The 22,750-nt window shown below is 74.7% G+C and carries 13 protein-coding genes; 5 read left to right on the top strand and 8 right to left on the bottom strand.

What is annotated here, in order from left to right; all coding sequences use genetic code 11:
* Positions 1-92: 92 nt before the first annotated feature.
* The 5 genes from AQJ64_RS24910 (at position 93) to AQJ64_RS24890 (ending at position 5,156) form a co-directional block, all read left to right on the top strand.
* A complete protein-coding gene (locus tag AQJ64_RS24910) occupies positions 93-797 on the top strand; it encodes a 4-carboxy-4-hydroxy-2-oxoadipate aldolase/oxaloacetate decarboxylase (RefSeq protein WP_055638099.1) in 705 nt (234 codons plus the stop codon).
* Positions 794-1,870: a 4-oxalomesaconate tautomerase gene (locus AQJ64_RS24905; RefSeq protein ID WP_276206734.1), complete on the top strand. Its 1,077-nt coding sequence runs from the start codon at positions 794-796 to the stop codon at positions 1,868-1,870. Before AQJ64_RS24910 ends, AQJ64_RS24905 begins: the two co-directional genes overlap by 4 nt.
* Positions 1,867-2,817, top strand: coding sequence for a catechol 2,3-dioxygenase (locus AQJ64_RS24900; RefSeq protein WP_055638098.1), 951 nt, complete (start codon positions 1,867-1,869; stop codon positions 2,815-2,817). The genes AQJ64_RS24905 and AQJ64_RS24900 overlap by 4 nt, the downstream gene beginning before the upstream one ends.
* Positions 2,818-2,933: 116 nt before the next feature.
* The gene (locus AQJ64_RS24895; protein ID WP_055638097.1) at positions 2,934-4,259 is read left to right on the top strand and encodes an MFS transporter; all 1,326 of its coding nucleotides are present in this window, start codon (positions 2,934-2,936) and stop codon (positions 4,257-4,259) included.
* A gap of 108 nt (positions 4,260-4,367) precedes the next feature.
* Positions 4,368-5,156, top strand: coding sequence for an alpha/beta fold hydrolase (locus AQJ64_RS24890; protein ID WP_055638096.1), 789 nt, complete (start codon positions 4,368-4,370; stop codon positions 5,154-5,156).
* Between the two features lie 348 nt (positions 5,157-5,504).
* Here the strand turns inward: AQJ64_RS24890 and AQJ64_RS24885 are convergent, their stop codons facing one another.
* The 8 genes from AQJ64_RS24885 to AQJ64_RS24850 form a co-directional block, all read right to left on the bottom strand.
* Positions 5,505-6,449, bottom strand: a complete 945-nt coding sequence (locus AQJ64_RS24885; protein WP_055638095.1) for an alpha/beta hydrolase fold domain-containing protein — start codon at positions 6,447-6,449, stop codon at positions 5,505-5,507.
* 96 nt (positions 6,450-6,545) lie between these two features.
* A complete protein-coding gene (locus AQJ64_RS24880; protein WP_206189909.1) occupies positions 6,546-7,613 on the bottom strand; it encodes a class I SAM-dependent methyltransferase in 1,068 nt (355 codons plus the stop codon).
* Entirely contained in the window at positions 7,610-8,770 is a 1,161-nt protein-coding gene (locus tag AQJ64_RS24875; protein ID WP_055638094.1) for a glycosyltransferase, read from the bottom strand. Before AQJ64_RS24875 ends, AQJ64_RS24880 begins: the two co-directional genes overlap by 4 nt.
* Positions 8,767-9,573, bottom strand: a complete 807-nt coding sequence (locus tag AQJ64_RS24870) for an alpha/beta fold hydrolase (protein WP_055638093.1) — start codon at positions 9,571-9,573, stop codon at positions 8,767-8,769. Before AQJ64_RS24870 ends, AQJ64_RS24875 begins: the two co-directional genes overlap by 4 nt.
* Positions 9,574-9,576: 3 nt before the next feature.
* Complete coding sequence (locus AQJ64_RS24865) at positions 9,577-9,885, bottom strand: acyl carrier protein (RefSeq protein ID WP_055638092.1); 309 nt, start codon at positions 9,883-9,885, stop codon at positions 9,577-9,579.
* Positions 9,882-14,423 (bottom strand): type I polyketide synthase, encoded by a 4,542-nt coding sequence (locus AQJ64_RS24860; RefSeq protein WP_079061931.1) that lies wholly within the window; start codon positions 14,421-14,423, stop codon positions 9,882-9,884. Before AQJ64_RS24860 ends, AQJ64_RS24865 begins: the two co-directional genes overlap by 4 nt.
* Before the next feature lie 30 nt (positions 14,424-14,453).
* Positions 14,454-21,344 carry a type I polyketide synthase gene (locus tag AQJ64_RS24855; protein WP_059202991.1) on the bottom strand — a complete coding sequence of 2,297 codons (6,891 nt, stop codon included), beginning with the start codon at positions 21,342-21,344 and terminating at the stop codon, positions 14,454-14,456.
* Between the two features lie 445 nt (positions 21,345-21,789).
* Positions 21,790-22,740 carry an enoyl-CoA hydratase/isomerase family protein gene (locus AQJ64_RS24850; RefSeq protein WP_055637792.1) on the bottom strand — a complete coding sequence of 317 codons (951 nt, stop codon included), beginning with the start codon at positions 22,738-22,740 and terminating at the stop codon, positions 21,790-21,792.
* Between the last annotated feature and the right edge of the window lie 10 nt (positions 22,741-22,750).

Here is a 22,750-nt window from a genome sequence, read left to right as displayed (position 1 = left end):
AGCTGAGGTGCGGCGGAGGCGGGGGGTCCGCGGAGCTGAGCGGGCACCCGGCCGCAGCGGAGCCGCAGCGGAGCGCCGCGGAAGGAGGAAGCGTGAGCGGCGTGATCGTCACCAACCCGCCGAAGGCGGAGCAGAAGGACGTCGAGGCGCTGGCCGCCTTCGGGGTGGCCACCGTGAGCGAGGCGATGGGCCGGGCCGGGCTGCTCGGGCCGGGCATCCGCCCGATCCAGCAGGGCGTGCGGATGGCCGGCACCGCCGTCACCGTGCTCGGCTGGCCCGGGGACAACCTCATGATCCACGCGGCCGTCGAGCAGTGCGGCGAGGGTGACGTCCTGGTCGTCACCACCACCTCCCCGTCCACCGACGGCATGTTCGGCGAGCTGTTCGCGACCGCGCTCCAGCGGCGCGGGGTGCGCGGACTGATCATCAACGCGGGCGTCCGGGACACCCAGGAGCTGCGCGAGATGGACTTCCCGGCCTGGTCGCGGGCGGTGTCCGCGCAGGGCACCGTGAAGGCCACCGGCGGCTCGGTGAACGTGCCCGTCGCGATCGACGGCCAGGTCATCCGTCCCGGCGATGTGATCCTCGCCGACGACGACGGAGTCGTGGTCGTCCCGCGCGAGCGCGCCCGGGCCGCGGCGGAGGCGTCCGAGGCCCGTGAGGCCAAGGAGGCCCGTGCCCGTGCCGCCTTCCTCGACGGCGAACTCGGCCTGGACCGTTACGGGTTGCGGGAGACCCTGCGGCAACTCGGCGTCGAGTACCGGACGTACGAGGAGTACACGGGGGAGCCGCGGTGACCTCCCTGCCCGAGGAGGTGCCCTGTCTGCTGATGCGGGGCGGCACCTCCAAGGGTGCCTACTTCCTCGCCGGCGACCTGCCCGCCGAACCGGCCCTGCGCGACGAGCTGTTGCTGCGGGTGATGGGCAGCCCGGACGAGCGCCAGATCGACGGCCTGGGCGGCGCGCACCCGCTCACCAGCAAGGTCGCGGTGGTGTCCCGGTCCGCCGACCCGCGCGCCGACGTCGACTATCTCTTCCTCCAGGTCGCCGTGGACCGGGCCGAGGTGAGTGACCGTCAGAACTGCGGCAACATCCTGGCGGGCGTCGGCCCGTTCGCCGTGGAGCGTGGACTCGTCGCGGCGGGGGAGGCCGAGACCGCCGTACGGATCCGCATGGTCAACAGCGGCGACCGCGCGACGGCCACCTTCCCGACCCCCGGCGGCCGGGTGCGCTACACCGGCGACGCCGAGATCTCCGGCGTCCCGGGGACGGCGGCGCCGGTGGTGATCGAGTTCCCGGCGGGCGAGCGTCCCCTGCTGCCCACCGGCAATGTCCGGGACATGATCGACGGCACCCCGGTGACCTGCGTGGACAACGGCATGCCGACGGTGTTGATGCTCGCCGCGGACCTCGGCGTCACCGGCTACGAGTCGCCCCGGGACCTGGAGGAGGATCTGGCCCTCGCCGACCGGCTGCGCGCGATCCGGCTGACGGCGGGCCGGCTGATGGGTCTCGGTGACGTCTCCGACACCACCGTCCCCAAGCTCACCCTGCTCTCCCCGCCCCGCGCCGGGGGCGCGGTCACCACGCGCACCTTCATTCCCGTGCGCTGTCACCCCTCGATCGGCGTCCTCGGCGCGGCGGGCGTCGCGGCCGGGCTGCGGATCGAGGGCGGTGTGGCGCACAAGGCCGCCGTGCCGCCCGCTGACAGTGACCGCATGCGCATAGAACATCCCACGGGATTCCTCGACATCGACATCACCCTCGGCACCACCCCCGAGGGTCTGCCCACCGCCCGTCGCACCGCCGTGGTCCGCACGGCCCGCAAGATCTTCGACGGCACGGTCTTCCCCACTGGAGGTCAACGATGACTCCGCCGCTCGGCGACATCGCCCACATCGGCCACGCCCAGCTCTTCACCCCGGACCTGGACGCCAGCGTCGCCTTCTTCACCGACTATCTGGGCCTCACGGTCGACGGCGAGGACGGCGACACGGTCTACCTGCGGACCTTCGACGACTACGAGCACCACAGCCTGGTTCTCACCGCCCGCGAGCGGCCCGGCCTCGGCCGGCTCGCCCTGCGCACCTCCAGCGAGGAGGCCCTGCACCGCCGTGTCGCGGCGGTCGAGGCGGCGGGCGGAACGGGCACCTGGACCGAGGACGAACCCGGCCTGGGCAAGCTCTACGTCACCACCGATCCCGACGGCCACGAGCACGCCCTGTACTGGGAGAGCGAGCACTACCGGGCGCCCGAGGGGCTCAGGCCCGCGCTGAAGAACCAGCCCCAGGCCAAACCCAACCGGGGCGTGGGCGTACGACGCCTGGACCACATCAACTTCCTCGCCGCCGACGTCCTCGTCAACGCCGAGTTCCAGCAGCGTGTGCTCGGCGCCCGGCCCACCGAGCAGATCCGGCTCGACAGCGGCACGATCGCGGCGCGCTGGCTGACGTACACGAACAAGTCGTACGACGTCGTCTACACCTCGGACTGGACCGGCAGCGCCGGCCGGCTGCACCACATCGCCTTCGCGACGGACACCCGTGAGGACATCCTGCGGGCCGCCGACCTCGCGATCGACACGGGTGTGTTCATCGAGACGGGACCGCACAAGCACGCCATCCAGCAGACGTTCTTCCTCTATGTCTACGAACCCGGCGGCAACCGCATCGAGCTGTGCAACCCGCTCACCCGGCTGGTGCTGGCCCCCGACTGGCCGCTGATCACCTGGACCGAGGAGGAGCGCGGGAAGGGCCAGGCCTGGGGTCTGAAGACCATCGAGTCCTTCCACACGCACGGGACGCCGCCCGTCGCCTGAGCGCACGCCGCCCGATGCGCGCTGATTGTCGATGAGATTGTTGACAAAAGCGTTGACACTTTTCGGGGTGGGTCCTTAGCGTCTGAGGACCCACCCCGTTCGAGAGGGAAACAACGATGTCCTCCTCCCCCGACCTGGCCGCGCGTGGCAGCAGACTGGCCCTCCTGGTCGTCGGCCTGTGCTGGCTGGCCGTCCTGTTCGACGGCCTCGACATGTTCGTCTACGGCTCCGTGCTGCCGCACCTGCTGGAGACGAAGACCTTCGGCCTCACCCCGGACACGGCCGGTGACCTGGGCAGCTACGCCACCTTCGGGATGCTCGTCGGCGCCCTCGCGGCGGGTACGGTCGCCGACCGGATCGGGCGCAAGAAGCTGATGGTCGGCTGCGTGGTCCTGTTCTCGCTGGCGTCCGGGGTGTGCGCGCTCGCCGGCGGCGTCGAGGTCTTCGGCCTCGGCCGGACCCTCGCGGGTGTCGGCCTCGGCGGTCTGCTGCCCACCGCGATCAGCATGGTCTCCGACTACGCCCCGCGCGGCCGCACCGCCGTCACCATCGGCCTCCTGATGACCGCCCACCACGCCGGCGGCATCCTCTCCGCCTACGTCGCCAAGTGGCTGATCGACCCGGTCGGCTGGCGTGCGGCCTTCTGGGTCTGCGTGGCCCCGCTGCTGTTCGCCCCGGTGCTGGCGACGTTCCTGCCCGAGTCGCTGAGCTTCCTCGTCGCCAAGGGCCGCACCGAGGAGGCGACCGCGCTCGCCGCCCGTCACGACGTCGAACTGCCCGCCGCCGCGTCCGGCCGCAAGTCCGCCGCCGACCGCTTCGACGCCCTCGCCGGCCTCTTCCGCGGTGGCGAGTGGATCCAGACCCTGCTGTACTGGCTGGCCTCCTTCGGCGGCCTCCTCCTGGTCTACGGTGTCGCCACCTGGCTGCCGACCCTGATGCGCGCCGAGGGTTACGCCCTCGCCAACGCCCTGACCTTCGTGGTCGTCTTCAACCTCGGCGGCATCGTGGGCATGCTGGTCGCCGGCCGCGCCGCCGACCGCTTCGGCGCCCCGCGCATCTCCGCGGTGTGGTTCGCGCTCACCGCCGCCGGTGTCTTCCTGCTCAGCGTGCACATGTCGACCGCGATCACGATGATCGTCGTCTTTCTCACCGGTGTCTTCCTCAACAGCGCCCAGACGATGATCTACGCGACGGTGTCGATCCGCTCGAACCCGGACAACCGTGCCACCGCCGTCGGCTGGACCTCCGGCATGGGCCGCTTCGGCGCCGTCTTCGGCCCCTGGCTCGGCGGCCAGCTGCTCGCCGCGGGCAACGGCGACCGGGGCTTCACCGCCTTCGCGCTCGCCGGTGTCTCCTCCATGGTCTTCATCGGGATCGCGGCCCTGCGCGGCGGCAGGCGGACGCCCGTCCCCTCCGGCCAGGAGCTGGTGGGCGCGCACTGACCGGCGCGCACGGACACCCGGGGGACACCGCCACGCCGGCCCCGCACCTCGTGTGCGGTGGCCGGCGTTCGGGGTGCGGAGCGCGTCGTACGGGGTCACGCTCGTTGTATGGGTGAGCGTTGGGAGGTCCGCCGCGGGGGACCGTCGGACGCCGCGCACCGGGTGCTGATGATCCCGGGCGGACTGTGCACGACCGAGTTCTGCGCGGACGTCATGGCCGAGCCCGCGGTGGCCGGCCTCGGGACGGTGGCGGTGACCCTGCCGGGCTTCGGCCGCACCGAGCCGCCGGAGGACGTATCCATGGAGCACTACGCCCGGCTGATGGCGGACTTCGCCGCCGAGGCCGGCTGCGAGGCGGTCGTGGGGCACAGCCTGGGCGCCAACGTGGCGCTCGAGATGGCGGCCCTCGGTCTGTTCCGGGGCCCGCTCGTGCTGCTCTCGCCGAGCTTCTCGCGCGGGGACGAGATGAAGTCCCTGGCGGTGCTGAACGCGGTGGGCCGGGTGCCGGGGCTCGGCGCGATGGTCTGGGCCGGCATGCTCGGGCTGCTGCCCCGGGCGATGAAACGCGAACTGCCGCCGCGGCGCGCGGAGGCGCTCGCGGCGGTGATGGCCGACAACGACCCGGCGTCCTGCCGCCGGATCCTGCACGACTACTACGTCTACCTCGGCCGCCATCCGTCCCTGGTGCAGCGGCTGTGCGGGGCCGGCGTCCCCTCCTGGGTGGTGCGGGGCGACCACGACGAGATCGGCCTGACCGACGAGGAGCGGGCCGGCCTTCGGGCCTGCCCGCACGTGCGGATGGTGACGGTCCCCGACGCGGGACACGCGGTCCTGGTGGAACAGCCCGCGGCGGTCGCCGAGGTGATCGCGGAGGCCGTGACGGCCGGGGTGCGCTGAATCCTCAGCCGTCCCGTCCCATCCGGTCCTCCGCCGACAGATGCTCCACCGTCCTCCCGGTCTCGGTGAACGTCCGCGTGACGTGGTGATCCGGTCTAACGTGCAGGTCTGCCTTGCATTCCGAGCTGGGTGAGCCTCTCGGACACGGCTGTACCTCCACCTGGCACCGCACGGCGGCAGGACCCGTGCCCAGGACGTGCCGGTCGGGCCTGCCGGTGGCGGACGGCGCCGAGGGTGTGTTCTACGGCGTGAACCGGCCGAGCGGGCCGGGAAGCTGGGGGTCGTCCCACCGGAAGCCGCCGAATAGGGGGACGGCGGCTTCCGGCGGGACCGCGGCGCCCGCGCCTCTCAGGAGGCGTCGGGCGCGGTGGCCCGGCGGAGGTGACGGGCCATCAGGGTGTAAGCGGTACGGGCCTTTTCGTCGTCGTTCGTGTCATAGCCGTGGTCGGCGCCGGCCACCTCGTGGTGCTCGACGAGGGCACCGGCCGAGCGCAGCCGCTCGGCGTAGCGGACCGCCTCGGCGCGCAGCAGGTCGTACTCGGCCGTGACCACCAGAGCCGGCGCGATATCCCGGAGATCGGCGGTGTCCGAGGGGTGCGCGGGGGAGACGAGCCGGTCGGCGCGCTCCTTCGGGTCGGGCACGTACGAGGTGTCGAAGACGTCCGCCATCCAGGGCCGCAGCATCGGCCGGGCGACCACCGCCTTCTTGTCCCGGGCGGGGGTGGCGAGGTCCAGCGGCGGATAGTGCAGGACCTGCAGGGCGATCGACGGCCCGCCCTGCTCCAGGGCCTGGCGGGCCACGGCCGCGGCGAGGCCACCGCCCGCGCTCTGCCCGCCCACGGTGAGCCGTGTGCCGTCCCAGCCGTGCTCCGCGCCGTGCCCGGCCACCCATTGCACCACCTCGTACGCCTGGGTGACCGGCGCCGGGAACGGGTGCTGCGGCGCGACCACGTACTGCACGTTGACCACGACCACGCCCGCCTCGACGGCCAGGAACCGGCACAGCGCGTCGTCCATCACCGGCATCGACATGACATAGCCGCCGCCGTGGAAGTTGACGTGGACGGGCGGCCGCGTGGCGGTGCCGCTCGGCGGCAGGTACACCGTGACCGGTGCCGGGGCGACCGACGTCGGCACGGTCGTCTCGCTCGCGTCCCGCGGGTACTCGGGGAACCGGGCTCGCCAGGCGGCCGTGGATCCGGGGCCGCCGGAGCGGCGGCTCGCCAGTCTGGTGAGGCCCTGCATCGTCTTGGCGGCGCGGGTCGCCACCGCCGGTCTGGCCAGGAGGGACATGCGGGTTCCGTTCGTCGGACCGTACCGTCGATCGCCAGGATTCCTGATGATTCGGTGGGCCTGAAGCTAGCACGGCGGAACCCGTCTGCCCAGCCGTCAGCCGCGTCTGGCCACGATCCGGTACGCGTTGGACACGCCCAGCCGGTGCGCCAGCGGCCGGACGGCGAACCGGTCCAGCAGCGTGCCCGCGATCAGTGCCGGGACGCCCGCGATCAGCAGCGCGGCCCGTAGCGCACGGCGCAGCGCGCCCGGCCGCGCGGGCAGCCACGGGGTGTCCTCGCGTGGCGCCGCGTGGTCCAGCGCCAGCCAGACGGCGGCCAGCAGATCGACCGGATCGTGCGGCTCGGCGTGCTGCTCCGCGACCACCGTGAAGCCCAGCTCGGTGAGCCGGTCCCGCAGATTGGCCACCGGCACGAAATGCAGGTGCTGCGGCTGGAGCCAGGGCAGCCACCAGCGGCCGAGCAGCCGGGCGTAGCGGCTCTCGGGGTCGGGGACCTCGATCAGCAGATGGCCGCCCGGCCGCACCGCCTCCCGCGCGGCCCGCAGCTCACGGTCGGGGTCGGTGCTGTGCTCCAGATAGTGGAACATGCTCACCACGTCGTAGCGGGCGGCCAGTTCGGGCGCCAGGTCCGGGAAGCTGCCCCGGTGGCCGTGCGCCACCCGGCCCTCCCGCTCGGCGAGTTCGACGCCGTCGGTGAAGTCCAGCCCGTCGAACACCGTGTCCGGCAGCACCTCCCGCGCCGCCGCGCAGAAGTGCCCGTGCCCGGTGCCCACGTCCAGCCAGGCCTTCGGCGCCCGGTCGTACGGCAGCATCGACTCGGCCCGGTTCCGGTACGTCTTCGTCCGCGCCCCGAAGGTCTCCCCGAGCTTCTTCTCCCCGAGGCCGTCGTAGAAGTCCCGGTAGTAGAACTCCAGCCCCTCCGCGCTGAGCCGGGGGTTCTGGAAGACGTGCCCGCAGCCCTCGCAGCGGTCCAGGACGAACCGGCCCGGCTTGTGCTGGAGCAGGTCGGTGGTGCGCAGCCGGGTGGTGAGGGCCTCGCAGCCGCACCACGGGCAGCTGGTGCGCCGGGGCTCCAGGAAGCGCTCCACCCCGGCCGCGATGTCCGCCCGGTAGCCGGGGCGCAGCGCGGCGATCCGCTCGCCCGGCCGGGTCTCGTCGCTCATCCGGACTCCCTTGCCAGCTCGTCGAGATGGTCCGCGGCGGCCGGGGCGCCGCCGGCGGCGCGGAACGCCGAACCGATCCGGTCGGCGGCCGCCCAGTACTCGGGCCCGTGGAGTACGGCGTCCAGGGCGGCGCCCAGCCGCGGGGCCGACACCCGGCCGAAGCGCACCCGCACCCCGGCACCGGCGTCCACGACCTGCCCGGCGACCACCGGCTGGTCGTCCCGGATGGGGGCGACGACCAGCGGAACGCCGTGCCACAGCGCCTCGCACACCGTGTTGTGCCCGGCATGGCACACCACCGCGTCCACCCCCCGCTCCAGCAGCGCGAGTTGCGGCACGGACGGCACCACCAGCACGTCCTTGTCGTCATCGGCGGCGCCGAGCGTCCCGCCCGGGTCGACGATCAACGCCTGGACCTGGTCGGCCCGTTCGCGCAGCGCGGTGCGGCACACGTCGAGGAAACGGCCGCCCACATCGGTGTTGGCGGTGCCGAGACTCACCAGGACGGTGGCCCGGCCGGCATCGAGCCACTCCCAGGGGAAGCCGGACGTCTCGGGCCGCGCGGTGATCGAGGGACCCACCCAGCGGACGCCCTCGGCCGGGCCCGCCAGCTCCGCCGCGCTGAAGGCCAGCACGAGGTACGGCGAGAAACGCGGGTCGGTCGCCCGCGCGGGATCGCCGAGCAGGGCGCGCAGTCCGGCCAGCCGCCCGTCGACCCACTCCCGCACCTTGGGCAGCCCGGCCAGCGGATCGGTGAACTCCGCCGAGGTCGTCGCCGAGGTCGCCCAGGGCAGCCCCAGCCGCTCGGCGGTGAACGCCCCCGCGAACGCCTGCTGGTCGGCCACCACCACATCCGGCCGGAACTCCCGGGCGGCCGCCCGCACACCCGGCGCCATCGCCTCGGCGAGCGGCAGCAGATACCACTCCCACAGGAACTTCAGCGCCTCGGGGCCGCGCAGCTCGGCGGGCCGCTCGCCCCGGGCGGCACCGGCGCACCCGAACACCGCCGCCCCGGGCCCCGCGAGCCGCGCCACCAGCTCCGGGTCCGGGCACACCCACGCCACCCGGTGTCCCCGCGCGACAAGCTCGGCGGCGACCCCCACGGTCGGGTTCACATGCCCGACCAGCGGCGGCACGACGAACAGGAACCGGCTCACCGGGCCGCCGTCCCGAGGGTCTCCGCCACCAGGGCCAGCACCTGCCCGCCCACCGTCCCCGAGGCCTCCACGAGGATCGAGTGCTCATGACCGGGCACGATCACCGTCCGGCAGTCCGGCAGCACCCCCTTCAGCCAGGCCGCCTGCCCGGCCAGGTCGGAGTCGCCCCCGTAGAGGGCGAGCACCGGGCAGCGCACCGCCGCGACCTGTTCCTCCGTGAGCACCCGGCTGGCCGGGATGTCCCGGCTGAGCGTCGTCTCCCGCACCAGCCGCGCCGCGCCCTTGGCCAGCCGGGCCGTGTGCTGTCCCCGGTTGGCCGTGACCCAGGCGAGCGCCTCCGGCTCGTGGTGTGCGAGCCGCTCCACCACCCAGCCCAGGATCCGCTCCAGCTTCTCCGCCCAGGCGGGGGTGGCCGGCTCGGACTCGATGAGACAGACACTGCTCGCCCGCTCCGGATGACGGGCCGCGTAACCGAACGCGACCGTGCCGCCGTAGGAGTTGCCGACCAGATGCACCGGCCCGGACACCCCGAGCCGGTCCAGGAGCGCCTCCAGGTCGTCGATGTTGTGGTCCAGGGTGTAGCCCTCGGCGGGGCGCTCGCTGCGGCCGTGGCCGCGCAGGTCGTACATGACGACGTCGAGGCCGGCCGCCGCGAACGCGGGGGCCACGGTGAAGTAGTGGCTGGCCAGGCTGTCGGTGAGCAGACCGTGCACCAGGACGACGGTGGCGTCGGCCGGGCGGCCCCCGCCGGGACCGAGCCGCTGGACGTGCAACCGGACGGAGCCGGTGTCGACCATCGCCATGACTCAGCTCGCCCCCGCCGCCTTCAGGCTGGTCACCACGTACTCGACGAGCCGGCCGACGGTCAGCTCGATGATCTCGTCGAACTCCATCCCCGCCAGGAACTCGGCGAAGTTCACCCGGTCGCCGTACCGCTCCTGGAGCAGTCCCGCCAGGGTCACCAGGTCGATGCTCTCCAGCTCCAGGTCGCGGTTGAACGTGGTCTCCATGCCTATCTCGACGTCGTCGAGGCCGTACTCGTCCTCCAGGAGCCGCGCGAGCATGCCGGTGATGTCGGCGAGGACGCTCTCCTCGTCGGCGCTGACGGGGGTCATCGGTCGTACTCCTTCGGTCGGACGGGTTCCGTGGACGCGGGTTCGGGGCCCGCGGTCCAGGCGACGACGTACTGCCGGGCGGGCAGGGCGGGCGGGTTGGCGGCGGGCTCGCAGTGCACGGTGTAGGCGCGCTCCAGACGTCCGGAGACGGTCAGCCGGTGGCCGTCCGGCGTCGCGTCCCGCACGGTGAAGTCCCGTGGCCGGCCCCCGAATCCGGTGCCCTCCGCCTTGGCGACGGCCTCCTTCGCCGCCCAGAAGCGGGTGAACCAGAGCGCCTCGGAGTCCCCCGTGGCCGACAACAGGGCTCTCAGTAGCCGGAGTTCGGCCGGGCCCAGGGCCGCGTCGAGGGTCTGGGGTGTGCGGGCCGTGACCTCCTCGACGTCGATGCCGGGGCCCGGGCCGGGGGTGTGCGGGCGGACGATCGCCACGCCCGCCTCCGCGCGGTGCGCCAGGGAGACGTCCAGCGGGGGCAGGGCCCGACCGTGCACACCGGTGACGTACGGGCGGCCCGAGGCGTCGTTGCCCACCCGGAGTTCCGCCGGGAAGACCGGGCCCTCGCCCTGGTCCCACAGCCACCGCCGTACGGCGTCCTTGACCGCGATCCGGCCGAGCAGCCACTGCCGGCGGCCGCGCGGGGCGTGCGCCGCGTACTCCGCGCGCTCCTGGCCACCGAGCGAGTTGCGCATGATCAGCTCGCGGGAGGCGAGGTCCGGCCATCGTTCGTGCAGCAGCGTCCAGCCGCCCGGCCGGGTCTCGGAGAGGGTGTTGCGTTCCGGGAACCGCTCGACGGGACGGGTCTTCGGGTCGTTGTCGAACCGGCGGTCCTGCCAGCCGTACAGCTCGGCCCAGACCGTGCCGTCGACCGTGAGCTGGACGTCGGCCTCCAGGACGGTGTCGGTGAGCGAGGTGACCCGGACGAGACAGGCGACCTCGGTGCCGGGTGCGGGATGCGGCCCGTAGAACCGCATCTCCCGCATGCCGACCGGGAACACCACGGTCCGCTCGGTCCGCGTCGCCATGATCCAGTAGCCGAGGATCTGACCGACGTTGTCCAGCAGCGCGCCCGGCGCGGGCGGGGTGGTGATGATCCCCCGCACGTGCCGGTCGCCGATCGCGGTCAGCTCGGTGACGCCCTGGAACGCGGGGCCGTGGAACATCCAGCGCTCGTCGTAGAGCTGGGCGGCGGTGTGCTCGGGGACGCGTTCCGCGGCGGTGCCGGCCGGCCAGGGGGCCGGGGGCGGGGACGGGTGGGAGGCGGCCAGTTCGACCGTGGCGCGGGCGCGGGGGCCGAAGGACACGGCCAGGCGGTCCGGGCCCTCCGGGACCGCCGCCACCGGTACGTCGACCGGCGGGGTGGCGGTGAGCCACTCCTCGAACCGCGCGCCGTGCACGGCGACCGGCACCGTGCCGGGGGCCGCCTCCGCCGCCGCGTCCATGATGTGCCGCACGATCGTCGTCGCCGGCACCACCGGCCACCGGTCGGCCACGTCGGGCCAGCCGGGGCGCTGCGGGAAGAAGCAGTGGTCGAGGAGGTGGGGCATGGTGTCGGGGGAGACCCGGACGGTGGTGCGGCGAGGGGTGAGCGCCCTGGGGGCGGGGCGCCGGTCCGGGGCCATCAGGGCCGCGGCCGTGTCCGCCGTCTCGCGCATGAGCGCGCTCAACTCGGCCGCCAGCGGTGAGCGTTCGGCGAGGGCGTCGAGGCCTGTCAGGGGGGCGGGGCGGCCACCGGTGCCGGCGCGGAGTCCGGCGCGGAGTCCGGCGAGCCCGTCCGGCGGGAGCGACACGAGGGCGCCACCCAGGTCCAGACGCACCGCGGGCCGTTGCGTCCGACTCCGCCGGGGGCGGTGAGCCAGAGCGGGAGCCACGTCCGCGCCCGCCGTCCACACCGCCGTGGCCACCCGGCGGAGCTGGGCCAGGCCCGTGCGGTGAGGAGAGTTGGCGGCGACGACCAGGTGGTCCTGTCCGCCGAGGGTGTCACCGACGAGGGAGCCGAGCTGCCCGGGACCCGCCTGGACGAACACGCGGTGCCCGGCCGCGTACAGAGCCTGCGCCAACTGCCGGAAACGCACGGGCTCCAGCAGATGCCGTACGAACAACTCCCGTATCTCCGGCTCCCCTTCGGGGAAGGGGGCGGCGGTCGTCCCGGACCAGACGGGCGTGTGGGGCGCCTGGAGCCGGAACCGGTCGGCGGCCTCCTGGATCGGGCCGAGGTGGGGCTCCAGCATCGGTGTGTGAAAGCCCGACCGGAACGGCAGCACCTGGCTGAGCACACCCCGCGAGCGGAACTCCCGCACGAAGTCCTCGACCGCCGCCTGCGGCCCGCACACCATGGACTGACCGGGCGCGTTGTCATGGGAGAGGACGAGCCCCGCCCCGGCCCGGCCCTCCTCGCGCAGAGCGGCCAGCACCCGTTCGGCGGACGCACCGATCGCGCCGAAGGCCAGCCCGGGGACCGTCACCGTATCGGGGTCGAAGCCCGCCATGAAGGCGTCGACCTCGTCCCCCGCGTACAGTCCGCCCGCCGCCATCGCCGTCCACTCGCCCACGCTGTGCCCGGCGACCGCGTCCGGCACGATCCCCGTGCGCCGCAGCGCGGTGTCGAGCAGCCGGCCCACGGCGACGACACCGAAGCCGTGCCGGCCGATGTCCCGCGCCTCCCGGCCGGGGAGTTCGGGGGCGGGCAGACCGAAGTGGGCGGCGACGTCGTCGACCCGGGGCGTGAAGTCGCCCTCCAGGCCGGGAAAGAGGAACGCCAGCTTTCCGCCTCCGGGGCCCAGCAGGGGTTCCGGCCGGAACCAGACGTCGCTGCGGCCGTGCCAGCCACGCCCCTTGCCGACCGCGCGACGGGCCAGGGCGAGCCGCTTGGCGGTGGGCTCGACGATCCCGACCCGGACCGGGCCCGCGCCCGGGTGCGGACGGGCGGGGTCGAGTCCGGCGGCTCGCACGGTGACGTCGTCGGCGTCCAGCAGGGCGGCCAGCCGGCCGGGGGAACCGGCGGCGAGGAGCAGGATCTCCTCGGGCTCGGTCACCTGCGTGCGTGAGCGGGAGGCGGGGGCGGTGGCGGTTGACGCCGAGGGTGCGGGGCCGGGGATCGCACCGGACCCCGCCCGGGCCCCCGGTGCCTCCTCCAGCACCACATGCGCGTTGATCCCGCCGAACCCGAACGCGTTGACGGCGGCCCGGCGGACCGGCTGTCCGGGGCCGGTCTCCCACTCCGCGGCCTTCTCCAGGGTGCGGAAGCGGGTGCGGGCGAGGTCCGGATGCGGATCGTCGCAGTGGAGCGTGGGCAGCAGGGTCGCGTGGTGGACGGCGAGGGCGGCCTTGACCAGACCGGCGACACCGGCGGCGGGCATGGTGTGCCCGATCATCGACTTCACCGAGCCCAGGACGGCGTCCCGCTCGCCGTCGCCCGGCCCGAACACCTCCGCCAGCGTGGTCAGTTCGGCGCTGTCGCCCGCCGGTGTCGCGGTCCCGTGCGCCTCCAGCAGCCCGAGCGCGCCGGGCGCCGCGGGGTCGAGCCCGGCGGCCCGCCAGGCCTGCCGTACGGCCGCGGCCTGGCCGCCGGGATCGGGGTTGACCAGCCCGGCCGCCCGGCCGTCGCTCGCCACCCCGGTGCCCCGGATCACGGCGTAGATCCGGTCGCCGTCCCGCTCGGCGTCGGCCAGGCGCTTCAGGACGACGACCCCGGTGCCCTCGCCGATGAGGATGCCGTCGGCGTCCCGGTGGAAGGGGCGGATCCGCTGGCTCGGGGACAGCGCGCGCAGTTGGGAGAAGACGCTCCACAACGTGATGTCGTGGCAGTGGTGGACGCCCCCGGCGAGCATCACGTCGCACCGCCCGGAGGCCAGTTCGCCGACCGCCTGGTCCACGGCGACCAGCGAGGACGCGCAGGCGGCGTCCACCGTGTAGGCCGGGCCGCGCAGATCGAGCCGGTTGGCGACCCGGGAGGCGGCGAGGTTGGGCACGAGACCGATCGCCGACTCGGGGCTGTCCGGCCCCAGCCGCTCGGTGAACGCTGCCCGGACTGCGGCGAGTTGGCCGTCGGTCAGGTCGGGCAGCAACTCGCCCAGTGTCCGTACGAGCTGTCCCGCCGTACGCACCCGCTGGTCGAGCCGGGCCAGTGCGGGGGTGAGGTAGCCGCCCCGGCCGAGGACGACGCCGACGCGTCCTCGGTCGGGGAGCCGGTCCGTGCCGCCCGCGTCGTCGAGGGCGGCGGAGGCCACGTGCAGGGCGATGAGCTGGTCGGGCTCGGTGCCGGCCACCGAGTTCGGCATGATCCCGAACCGGGTGACCTCCACCTCCGCGATCCCGTCCACGAACCCGCCCCTGCGGGCGTAGACCCGGTCCGCGAGGGCCGGTTCGGCGGCCGTGCCGGGCCGGTAGTAGTCGGCGTCCCAGCGCCCGTCCGGCACCTCGCCGATCGCGTCCACCCCGTCCCGCAGATTCCGCCAGTAGGCGTCCAGACCGGCGGATCCGGGCAGCAGCACCGACATGCCGACGATGGCGACCGGCACTTGACGGACCGTCAGGAAATTCATCCCGGCCGTCACAGGGGATGACGTCACCGCTCACCAGCCCGAAGCGGTGTGGACCACGGCCGTGACCGACGGATCGCCCCACGCCAGCTCCCGCAGCAGCGCCGCGGTTCCCTCCTCGGGGTCGATCAGCCGGATGCCGCGCCGGGCGTACTCGCGGGCCAGTTCCGACCCGACCATCCCGCCGTGACCGGGCGCGGGCGCCCACGGACCCCAGTGCACGGTCACCGCACGCCGTCCGGTGCGGGCGGCGAAGGCGGCGCCGAGGGTCTCCAGGGCGTCGTTGGCGGCGGCGTAGTCCACCTGGCCCCGGTTGCCGAGGACGGCGGAGATACTGCCGAACAGCACCGTGAACGCGGGCGTGGACGGCAGTTCCTCCAGCGCCGTGAGCAGGGCGTCCGCGCCGGTCGCCTTGGTGCCGTAGACCCGCTGGAAGGACTCGGCGGTCTTCTCCGCGATCAGCCGGTCCTCGATGATCCCGGCCGCGTGCACCACGCCGTCGAGCCGGCCGTGCTCGGCGTGGATCTCCTTCACCGCCTGCACTACCGCCTCGGGCTCCCGGAAGTCGACCGACCGGTAGCGCACCCGGGCGCCGAGCGCGGTGAGTTCGCCGAGGGTCGCGGTGATCTCCCGCTGGGCCAGCAGGAGTTCGGCGGCCCGGTTGATCTCCGCCGGCTTCAGCCCGCCGCGCGCGGCGAGCACGGACCGCAGTTCGGCCGTGGTGCGCGCGCCGGCCGTGTCGGGGTCCTCGGGGCCGTCCGGCGCGGGCGTACGGCCGAGCAGTTCCAGCCGGCAGCGGGCGGCGCCGGCGAGCGCGGCGGCGAACTGCGCGGTGATGCCCCGCGCCCCGCCCGTCAGCACCACCACCGAGTCCTGCTCCAGGCCCAGCGCGGCCGCCTCCGCGACCCCGTCCCCGGCCGGTCCCGCGCCGGTGCTGCCCAGCGCCCCCAGGTCCTCGGCCACCAGTTCGAAGCCGTACCGTCCGCCCTCCGCACGCACCACCACCGGCGTCCGGTCGGCGGCCACGGCCTCCTCGACCACGGCCCGCGCGACCGCGTCCGGCGAGGCGTCGGCCAGGTCGACCAGCCGGGCGAGCGTCTGCGGGTACTCCCGCGCCACGGTGCGGAACAGGCCGCGCAGCCCGGCCGAGCGGGCGTTCGGTGCCCCGCCGTCCAGGTGCCGCACGGCCAGCAGCCGGCGCGGACCGCGGCCGAGGGCCGCCTTGAGCACACCGAACGCGTCGGGCAGCACCGGCACGTCGTCCTCGGGCCCGGCGAGCGCCCCGAGGTACAGCACACCGTCCACCGGCCCGTCCGCCTCGGACAGCGCATGGTCCCGGGCGTGTACGACGACCTCGGCGCCGTGGGCCGCGAGCCGCGCGGCGGCCTGCGGGGCGTCCCCGAGAAGGGCCCAGCGGGTGCCGGACAGCACGGCGGACGGGTCGGACGCGGCGGAGTCGAGCAGGACCGGCCGCAGCACATGCCGCCGGGGCGGCTCACCGGTGACCTCGTCGACGGGGGGCCCGGACGGCTCCCCGTCCGGCGGCCCGGACGGTCCCGCGTCCGCCGGTCCCGAGGCCGCTCCCGCCGGGGCCGGACCGTCCAGCCGGGACCTGAGCCAGTCCGTCACCGCCGCGGCCGTCCGTGCCTTCGCCAGTTCCTCCAGTTCGGCGTCGTCCAGCGAGGCGAGGTCCGCCGCGCCCCCGGCGCCCAGTCGCTTCGCCAGCTCCCCGGCGATCTCGGCCCGCTTGATGGAGTCGATGCTGAGGTCCGCCTCCAGATCGAGGTCGGGCTCGATCATGTCGACGGGGTAGCCGGTGTGCTCGCTGATGATCTCCAGGACGACCTGCTGGACGTCGGTGTCACCGGCGGGAGCGGGAGCGGGTTCGGGGACGGGCGCCGGTGCGGGCGCCGGCACCGCGGCGAGGGCGGGCACCGCCGGGATCGCCTCGGGCCGGCCCTCGGTCCGCGGCGCGAGGGGGGCCGGGAGATGCGCCCCCGGTGTGGCCCCGAAGTAGGTGAGCAGCACGTCCCGTTGGGCGGCGATCATCTCCCGGCTGGTGCGCAGGAACTCGGAGATCAGCGCGTCCCGGTCGGCGGGGACGCCGTGCGGAGGGTTCGTCGTCACAGTCGGCACAGTCCTTTCGACGGGGTCCCCGACGCGTCGGGCGGGTGCGAGCGCGCCGGGCAGCAGCGCGCCGGAGGCCGTGCGGACCAGCTGTCCGTCCACCGTCCAGCCCGGCCGCTTCGGTGCGGGGGCGTGGACGGCGTCGACGGCGTCCCGGCCGCGCAGCAGCCCGCCGGTGCGCACCGGCAGCCCCGCCACGGCGAGCCGGGCCAGCGCGTCGAGCCAGCCGGGCAGTCCGCCGCCGGGCCGGGGCTCGCAGGCCACCGTGCGGTGCGGCCGGTCGCCGAGGATCTGTCCGACCAGCCGCGTCAGCACGGACCCCGGACCGGCCTCGACGAAGACCCGCGCCCCCGCCTCGTACATCGCCTCGATCTGCTCGGCGAAGGCGACGGGCGCACCGATCTGCGCGGCGAGCCCGGCCCGTACGGCGTCCGGGTCCGCCGGATAGGGGGCGGCCGTGCGGTTGGCCCACACCGGGAACTCGGGTGCGTGCACCGGACGTTCGGCGAGCGCCGCGGCGAACCGGTCGGCGGCCCCGGCGACGAGCGGGCTGTGGAAGGCGCAGGCGACCGGGATCCGTTTCGCACCGAGACCGGCCTCGCGCAGCAGCCGTACGGCGTCCGTGACCGCGTCGGTCGGGCCCGAGATCACCGTCTGCTCGGGCGAGTTGCGGTTGGCGAGGACGACCGAGTCCGGCGCCCCCGCCGTCCGCAGGGCCCGGGCCACCTCCTCGGCGCCGGCCGCGACGGCGGCCATGGTGCCGGGCTCCGGACCGGCACCGGAGGCGGCGTCCAGGATGGCCGCCGCCCGCTCGGCGCTCAGTTCCAGCAGGGTGTCGGGATCGAGGGCGCCGGCCGCGCACAGGGCGACCAGCTCGCCGTAGCTGTGCCCGGCGGCCATGTCCGGGCGTACCCCGGCCGCCGTGAGCACGGCGTGCGCGGCGAGCCCGGCGACACCGAGGGCGGGCTGGGCGACCCGGGTGTCGGTCAGAGCGGCCCGCTGCCCCTCCCGTGCGGACTCGTCGAAGGCGGCCGGTGGATACAGCGCGTCGGCGTGGGCGCGGCCGAGTTCCAGGTAGGGGCGCAACTCGGGGAAGACCAGGAAGAGTTCGGCGAGCATACCGGGGCGCTGACTGCCCTGGCCGGGGAAGAGGAAGGCGACCGCGCCGTCCTGCGGGTCGTGCGGGTGCAGCCCGTGCCGGGGGTCGGACTCGCCGCGCAGCGCCCGCCGGAGCTTGCCGGTGAGGTCGTCGACGTCCGTCGCCACGACCGCGATCCGCACGGGATCGCCGCTCGCGTCCGACCGCCGGGCCGCGCTCAGCGCCAGGTCGCGCAGCCGCCACGGCCGGCCCTCGGCCTCCGCCGCGCGCAGCAGCTCCTCGACCGCCCGGTGGGCGGCGGCCTCGTCCCGGCCCCGGAACAGGAACAGCTCGGCCGGCCACGCGTCCAGGCCCCGCACCGGCGGCGCGCCGTCCGCGTAGGCGCTCAGCACGGCGTGGAAGTTGGTGCCGCCGAACCCGAACGCGCTCACCCCGGCGAGCCGTTCGGCGGCGGGCGCCGCCCACGGCCGGGCCTCCGCGTGGAAGGCGAACGGGCTGTCCGCGTCCCAGGCCGCGTTGGGCGCCTCGACATGCAGCGTCGGCGGCCGGACACCGGTGTACAGCGCCAGCAGCGTCTTGATCATCCCGGCCAGTCCGGCCGCGCACTTGGTGTGCCCGATCTGCGATTTCACCGAACCGAGCACACAGGCACCGGTCTCCGCCCCGGCCTCTGTGAACACCTCGCTGAGGATGCGCAGTTCGGTACGGTCGCCGACCACCGTTCCGGTGCCGTGCGCCTCGACGAGACCGACGTCGGCCGGGGAGACGCCCGCGCTGCGGTACGCCCGCTCCAGCGCCGAGCGCTGGCCCTCCGGGCGGGGGGCGGTCAGGCCGAGGGAGCGGCCGTCGCTGGAGGCGCCGAGGCCCTTGACGACGCCGTAGATCCGGTCGCCGTCGCGTTCGGCGTCCGCGAGCCGTTTGAGGACGACACAGGCCACGCCCTCGCCGAGGGCGATGCCGTCCGCCGAGCCGTCGAAGGCCCGGGAGCGGCCGGTGGGGGACAGGGCGTGGACGGAGGAGAACAGCACATAGTCGTTGATGCCGTTGTGCAGGTCGGCGCCGCCGCACAGCACCACGTCGGAGGTCCCGCCGACGAGTTCCTTGCAGGCGACGTCCACCGCGGCGAGCGAGGACGCGCAGGCCGCGTCGACCGTGTAGTTGGCGCCGCCGAGATCGAGCCGGTTGGCGATCCGCCCGGAGATGACGTTGGCGAGCATGCCGGGGAAGGAGTCCTCGGTGAGCCGGGGGAGCTGCTCTTCCAGGCCGGCCGGCACCTTCCCGTAGTACGAGGGCAGCACGGCCCGCAGCGTGGCCGCGTTCGACAGGTCGCTGCCCGCCTCCGCGCCGAACACCACCGAGGTCCGTGAGCGGTCGAACTCCCGTCCGCCGTCGCCGTATCCGGCGTCCTCCAGGGCCCGCCGGGCGGCCTCCAGGGACAGCAGCTGCACCGGTTCGACACTGCCGAGGGAGGCGGGCGGGATGCCGTAGCGCAGCGGGTCGAAGGGGATCGGCGGCAGGAAGCCGCCCCACTTCGACGGGGTGGACTCGCCGTGGTGGACCGCCGGGTCCCAGCGGTCGGCCGGGACCTCGCCGACCGCGTCGACGCCGCCGACGACGTTGGCCCAGAAGGTGGGCAGATCGGGTGCCTGCGGGAACATGCACGCCATGCCGACGACGGCGATGTCCAGCGGCGCCGGGGCCCCGGGCGCCTGCCGCCCGTCCGCGGTCACCCCCAATTCGGCCGCCCGCAGGGAGAGATGATCGGCCGCGCCGGTCGTCACGGACGCGTGCAGCGCGGCGAGGGTCGTGGTGGCCGAGCGCAGCACGGCCACCTCCCCGGCCATGAACATCCCCTCGGCGTACTGGCGCCGCTCGTCGACCGGGGTGAGGGCGCCGTCGCCGTCGCGGGTCACGCCCTTGCTGGCGAGGCGCAGCCGGCCCACGTTGAGGCGCTCCAGCTCCTCCCAGACCTGCCGCTCGGGCACGCCCTGAGCGCGCAGCCGCGCCTCCTGGGTGCGGAAGTCGGCGGCGAACGGGCTCGGCACACACCGGGTGGCGTGGCCCGGCGCCGACTCCAGCAGCGTGGTGCCCTCGGCGGCCAGGACCTGGCGCTGGAACAGCGGGCGGATCGCTCCGTGCGCCACCGCCTCCTCGGTGAAGAGGTAGGCCGTCCCCATCAGCACACCGACCGCCGCCCCGCGCGCGGTCAGCGGCGCGGCCAGCGCGGCGACCATCGCCGCCGACCGCTCGTCGTGCACCCCGCCCGCGAAGAACACCTCCAGGTCCGAGCCGTCGGCCTCGGCCAAGTGGTCCTCAAGGACGGCGAGTTGGGCCTCCCAGAGCGGGAAGCCGGCGCGCGGTCCCACATGCCCGCCGCACTCCGAGCCCTCGAACACGAACCGGCGCGCCCCCGCCTGGAGGAACTGCCGCAGCAGCCCCGGCGACGGCACGTGCAGGAAGGTCCGGATGCCGTCCCGCTCCAGGGCCTGCGCCTGGGACGGCCGCCCGCCCGCGATGACCGCGTGCGTCGGCCGCAGCTCCCGTACGGCCTCCAGCTGGGCGGCCCGTACCTCCTCCGGTGCGAAACCGAGCACCCCCACACCCCAGGGCCGCCCCGCCACCGCGTCCCGGGTCGCCGCGAGCAGCTCCCGCGTCCGCGCCCCGTCCGCCAGAGCCAGCGCCAGGAACGGCAGCGCCCCCTCCGCGGCGACCGCTGCGGCGAAGGAGGCCTCGTCGCTCACCCGGGTCATCGGGCCCTGCGCGAGCGGCAGCCGGGTGCCGAGCGCCCGGCTCATCGGCGACTCGGGGCGCAGCGCCCGTAAGGCCGTGTCGTCGCGTACGGCGTCCAGCACCGCCTCGCGCAGGGCCCGGACCGTGCGCCGGGCGTCGCCCCAGCGTTCGGCGAAGCGGGCGGCGAGGAAACCGTCCTGGCCCACCGGGAGCAGCTCGGTGCGCGGATCGCGTGCGCCGAGCAGCGCCGCCACCGCCTCGGGCCCGGCGTCCTCGGGGACCCGGGGGGCGTCGGGGCCGCGCCGGCGCAGGACGCGGTGCCCGGCCAGGACGACGGTCTCCGAGCCGTCCATCGCGCGCAGCGCGGCGGCCGCCGGTTCGGGGAGCGCCGAGTCGTCGAGCAGGGCGAGCTGGCTGTCCAGGACGACTCCGGCCGCCCCGCCCGCCACCGCGGCGGCGGCCGTGCGCGGACCGATCCCGCCGCACGCCCACACCGGCAGCCCCACCTCCTGGGCCGCGAGCAACTGCTGGAGCAGGACGAAGGTGCCGAGCCCGCCGACCCGGCCGCCGCACTCGGTGCCCCGCGCGATCAGCCCGTGGGCCCCGGCGCGCGCCGCTTCCGCGGCCCCCGCGAGACCGGTGACCTCCACCAGCACGCGATACCGGGCCGCGACCTCGGCCACGGGCCAGGGCGCGTCCACGCAGAGCACCACCGTGTGCGGCCCGGCGCCTGCCGGGGGGAGATCGTCCGGGGTGAGCCGGCAGCCCGGTCCGACCCGCACCCCGTAGGCGCCCGGTGACGCGCGGCGCAGCCGGGCCAGCGCCTCGCGCGTTCTTCGGTCCCCGGGCCCCAGGTCGAGCACGCCGAGGCCGCCGGCCCGGCCGACCGCCAGGGCGAGACGGGCGTCGGGCGCGCCGAACGGGGTGATGCCGATGATCATGTCCTCGGAACGCGCAGCGGACGTCATGATTCTCCGAATCAACGTGAAACCGCAGGGTGGGGGGTTCAGGACAGCAAAGGCGGTGCCCCGCATTCGCGCGGGCACAGGTCACCGCGGAAGGCGGGATTAAAACGCTTGCTCGAAACGCGTTGAAAGGTAGTGCCGTTATTACTCACCGGTCAACGATCGAACGATCGGCTGGTAAGCAGCCGCAATGATTCGGTCAGTCATGGACGGACGGCCATGAGGGAGGAAAGCGGATGAATTACGTTCCGGTCCGGCGGTGTTCACTCCCGACTCACGTCGTGGAAACATCAACGATCGAAAGAAATGGGTTCCTTTGGATCGCATGTCCGAATCGGAATGCGTATTTCCGGCCTTCGGGTGGACATGGATGACGTGTGGGGAAAATCTGTGTGTCCGGTGCCGAGTGTCCGGGAAAGGTCGGGGCGGGTCTTGACGAACGCCCGTGTCACGGGTGGACGGCGGGCTCCTCGCCGATCTCGTCGACCAGCCCCCAGGTGAACGCCTCCGTCGCCCCCAACGCGGTTCCGGTCAGGGCGAGATACGCCGTGCGCCGCCGGCCGATCCGGGGCGGGAGGCTCACCGTGCCGCCCGCGCCGGGAATCAGCCCCATGCCCAGCTCCGGCAGCCGCACCGTGGTGTCCGGGGCGGCCAGCACCCGGCCCGCGAACGCCGCCAGTTCGATGCCCGCGCCCACACAGGCCCCGTGCAGATGCGCGGTCACCTTCGCCGCGCAGCGTTGCAACAGGGCGGCGGGACTGCGGCCGACCCGGACCAGGTGGGCGGCGGCGGGATCCCGGGACGTACCGAACTCGGCGAGGTCGCCCCCGCTGGAGAACACGGGACCCTCGCCCCGCAGGTCGACACGGGTGACCGTGGGGTCGGCGACGGCCACCTCCAGCGCCTCGCACAGGGCGTCGCGGGTGGCGGCGTCGAAGGCGTTGCGCACCCGGGGCCGGGCCAGGGTGACGGTGAGACACCCGCCGTCGCGGTGCAGCCGCACCGGCTCGGCGGCCGGGCGCGGGCTGCGCGCGGGGGCGGCGGCCAGCCAGTCGCGGAAACCCGCGCCGCCCTGCAACGCGGAGTACGCGAGCGATTCGAGGACCAGCCGGTCGGGGGCGGGCAGCGCGGCTCCCGTCCGCAGGACCTGTACGAGGGTGACGGCCGCCGCCGGCTGCCGGGTGACCCGCTCGCGCAGGAGCCGGACGACGGCGTCCGGGTCGGCGCATCCCACCCAGGGGCGGGGCGGGTCGGGTTCGGCCGTCAGCAGGACGTCGAACGCCTCGCCCACCGGACGGGGCCGGCCGGCCACCCCCACCAGCACGGCGTGGCCCGGCCGGGTCGGCGGACCGGTGCCGCGGTCGAGGTCGAGGTCGATCGGTCGGAAGGGCGGCTCCATGGCCCCCCGA

It is taken from the genome of Streptomyces griseoruber (genome assembly GCF_001514205.1).
Taxonomy (GTDB): domain Bacteria; phylum Actinomycetota; class Actinomycetes; order Streptomycetales; family Streptomycetaceae; genus Streptomyces; species Streptomyces griseoruber.
Note: the sequence above shows the minus strand (reverse complement) of the source record. Positions and strands in the feature narration are given on the sequence as shown.

Bases quoted from the DNA above. Each gene is read 5' to 3' on its own strand.
- AQJ64_RS24870 (WP_055638093.1), bottom strand. From the start codon at position 9,573: ATGGCGATGGTCGACACCGGCTCCGTCCGGTTGCACGTCCAGCGGCTC.
- AQJ64_RS24880 (WP_206189909.1), bottom strand. From the start codon at position 7,613: ATGAGCGACGAGACCCGGCCGGGCGAGCGGATCGCCGCGCTGCGCCCC.
- AQJ64_RS24895 (WP_055638097.1), top strand. From the start codon at position 2,934: ATGTCCTCCTCCCCCGACCTGGCCGCGCGTGGCAGCAGACTGGCCCTC.
- AQJ64_RS24860 (WP_079061931.1), bottom strand. From the start codon at position 14,423: ATGAATTTCCTGACGGTCCGTCAAGTGCCGGTCGCCATCGTCGGCATG.
- AQJ64_RS24890 (WP_055638096.1), top strand. From the start codon at position 4,368: ATGGGTGAGCGTTGGGAGGTCCGCCGCGGGGGACCGTCGGACGCCGCG.
- AQJ64_RS24900 (WP_055638098.1), top strand. From the start codon at position 1,867: ATGACTCCGCCGCTCGGCGACATCGCCCACATCGGCCACGCCCAGCTC.
- AQJ64_RS24865 (WP_055638092.1), bottom strand. From the start codon at position 9,885: ATGACCCCCGTCAGCGCCGACGAGGAGAGCGTCCTCGCCGACATCACC.
- AQJ64_RS24855 (WP_059202991.1), bottom strand. From the start codon at position 21,344: ATGACGTCCGCTGCGCGTTCCGAGGACATGATCATCGGCATCACCCCG.
- AQJ64_RS24850 (WP_055637792.1), bottom strand. From the start codon at position 22,740: ATGGAGCCGCCCTTCCGACCGATCGACCTCGACCTCGACCGCGGCACC.
- AQJ64_RS24885 (WP_055638095.1), bottom strand. From the start codon at position 6,449: ATGTCCCTCCTGGCCAGACCGGCGGTGGCGACCCGCGCCGCCAAGACG.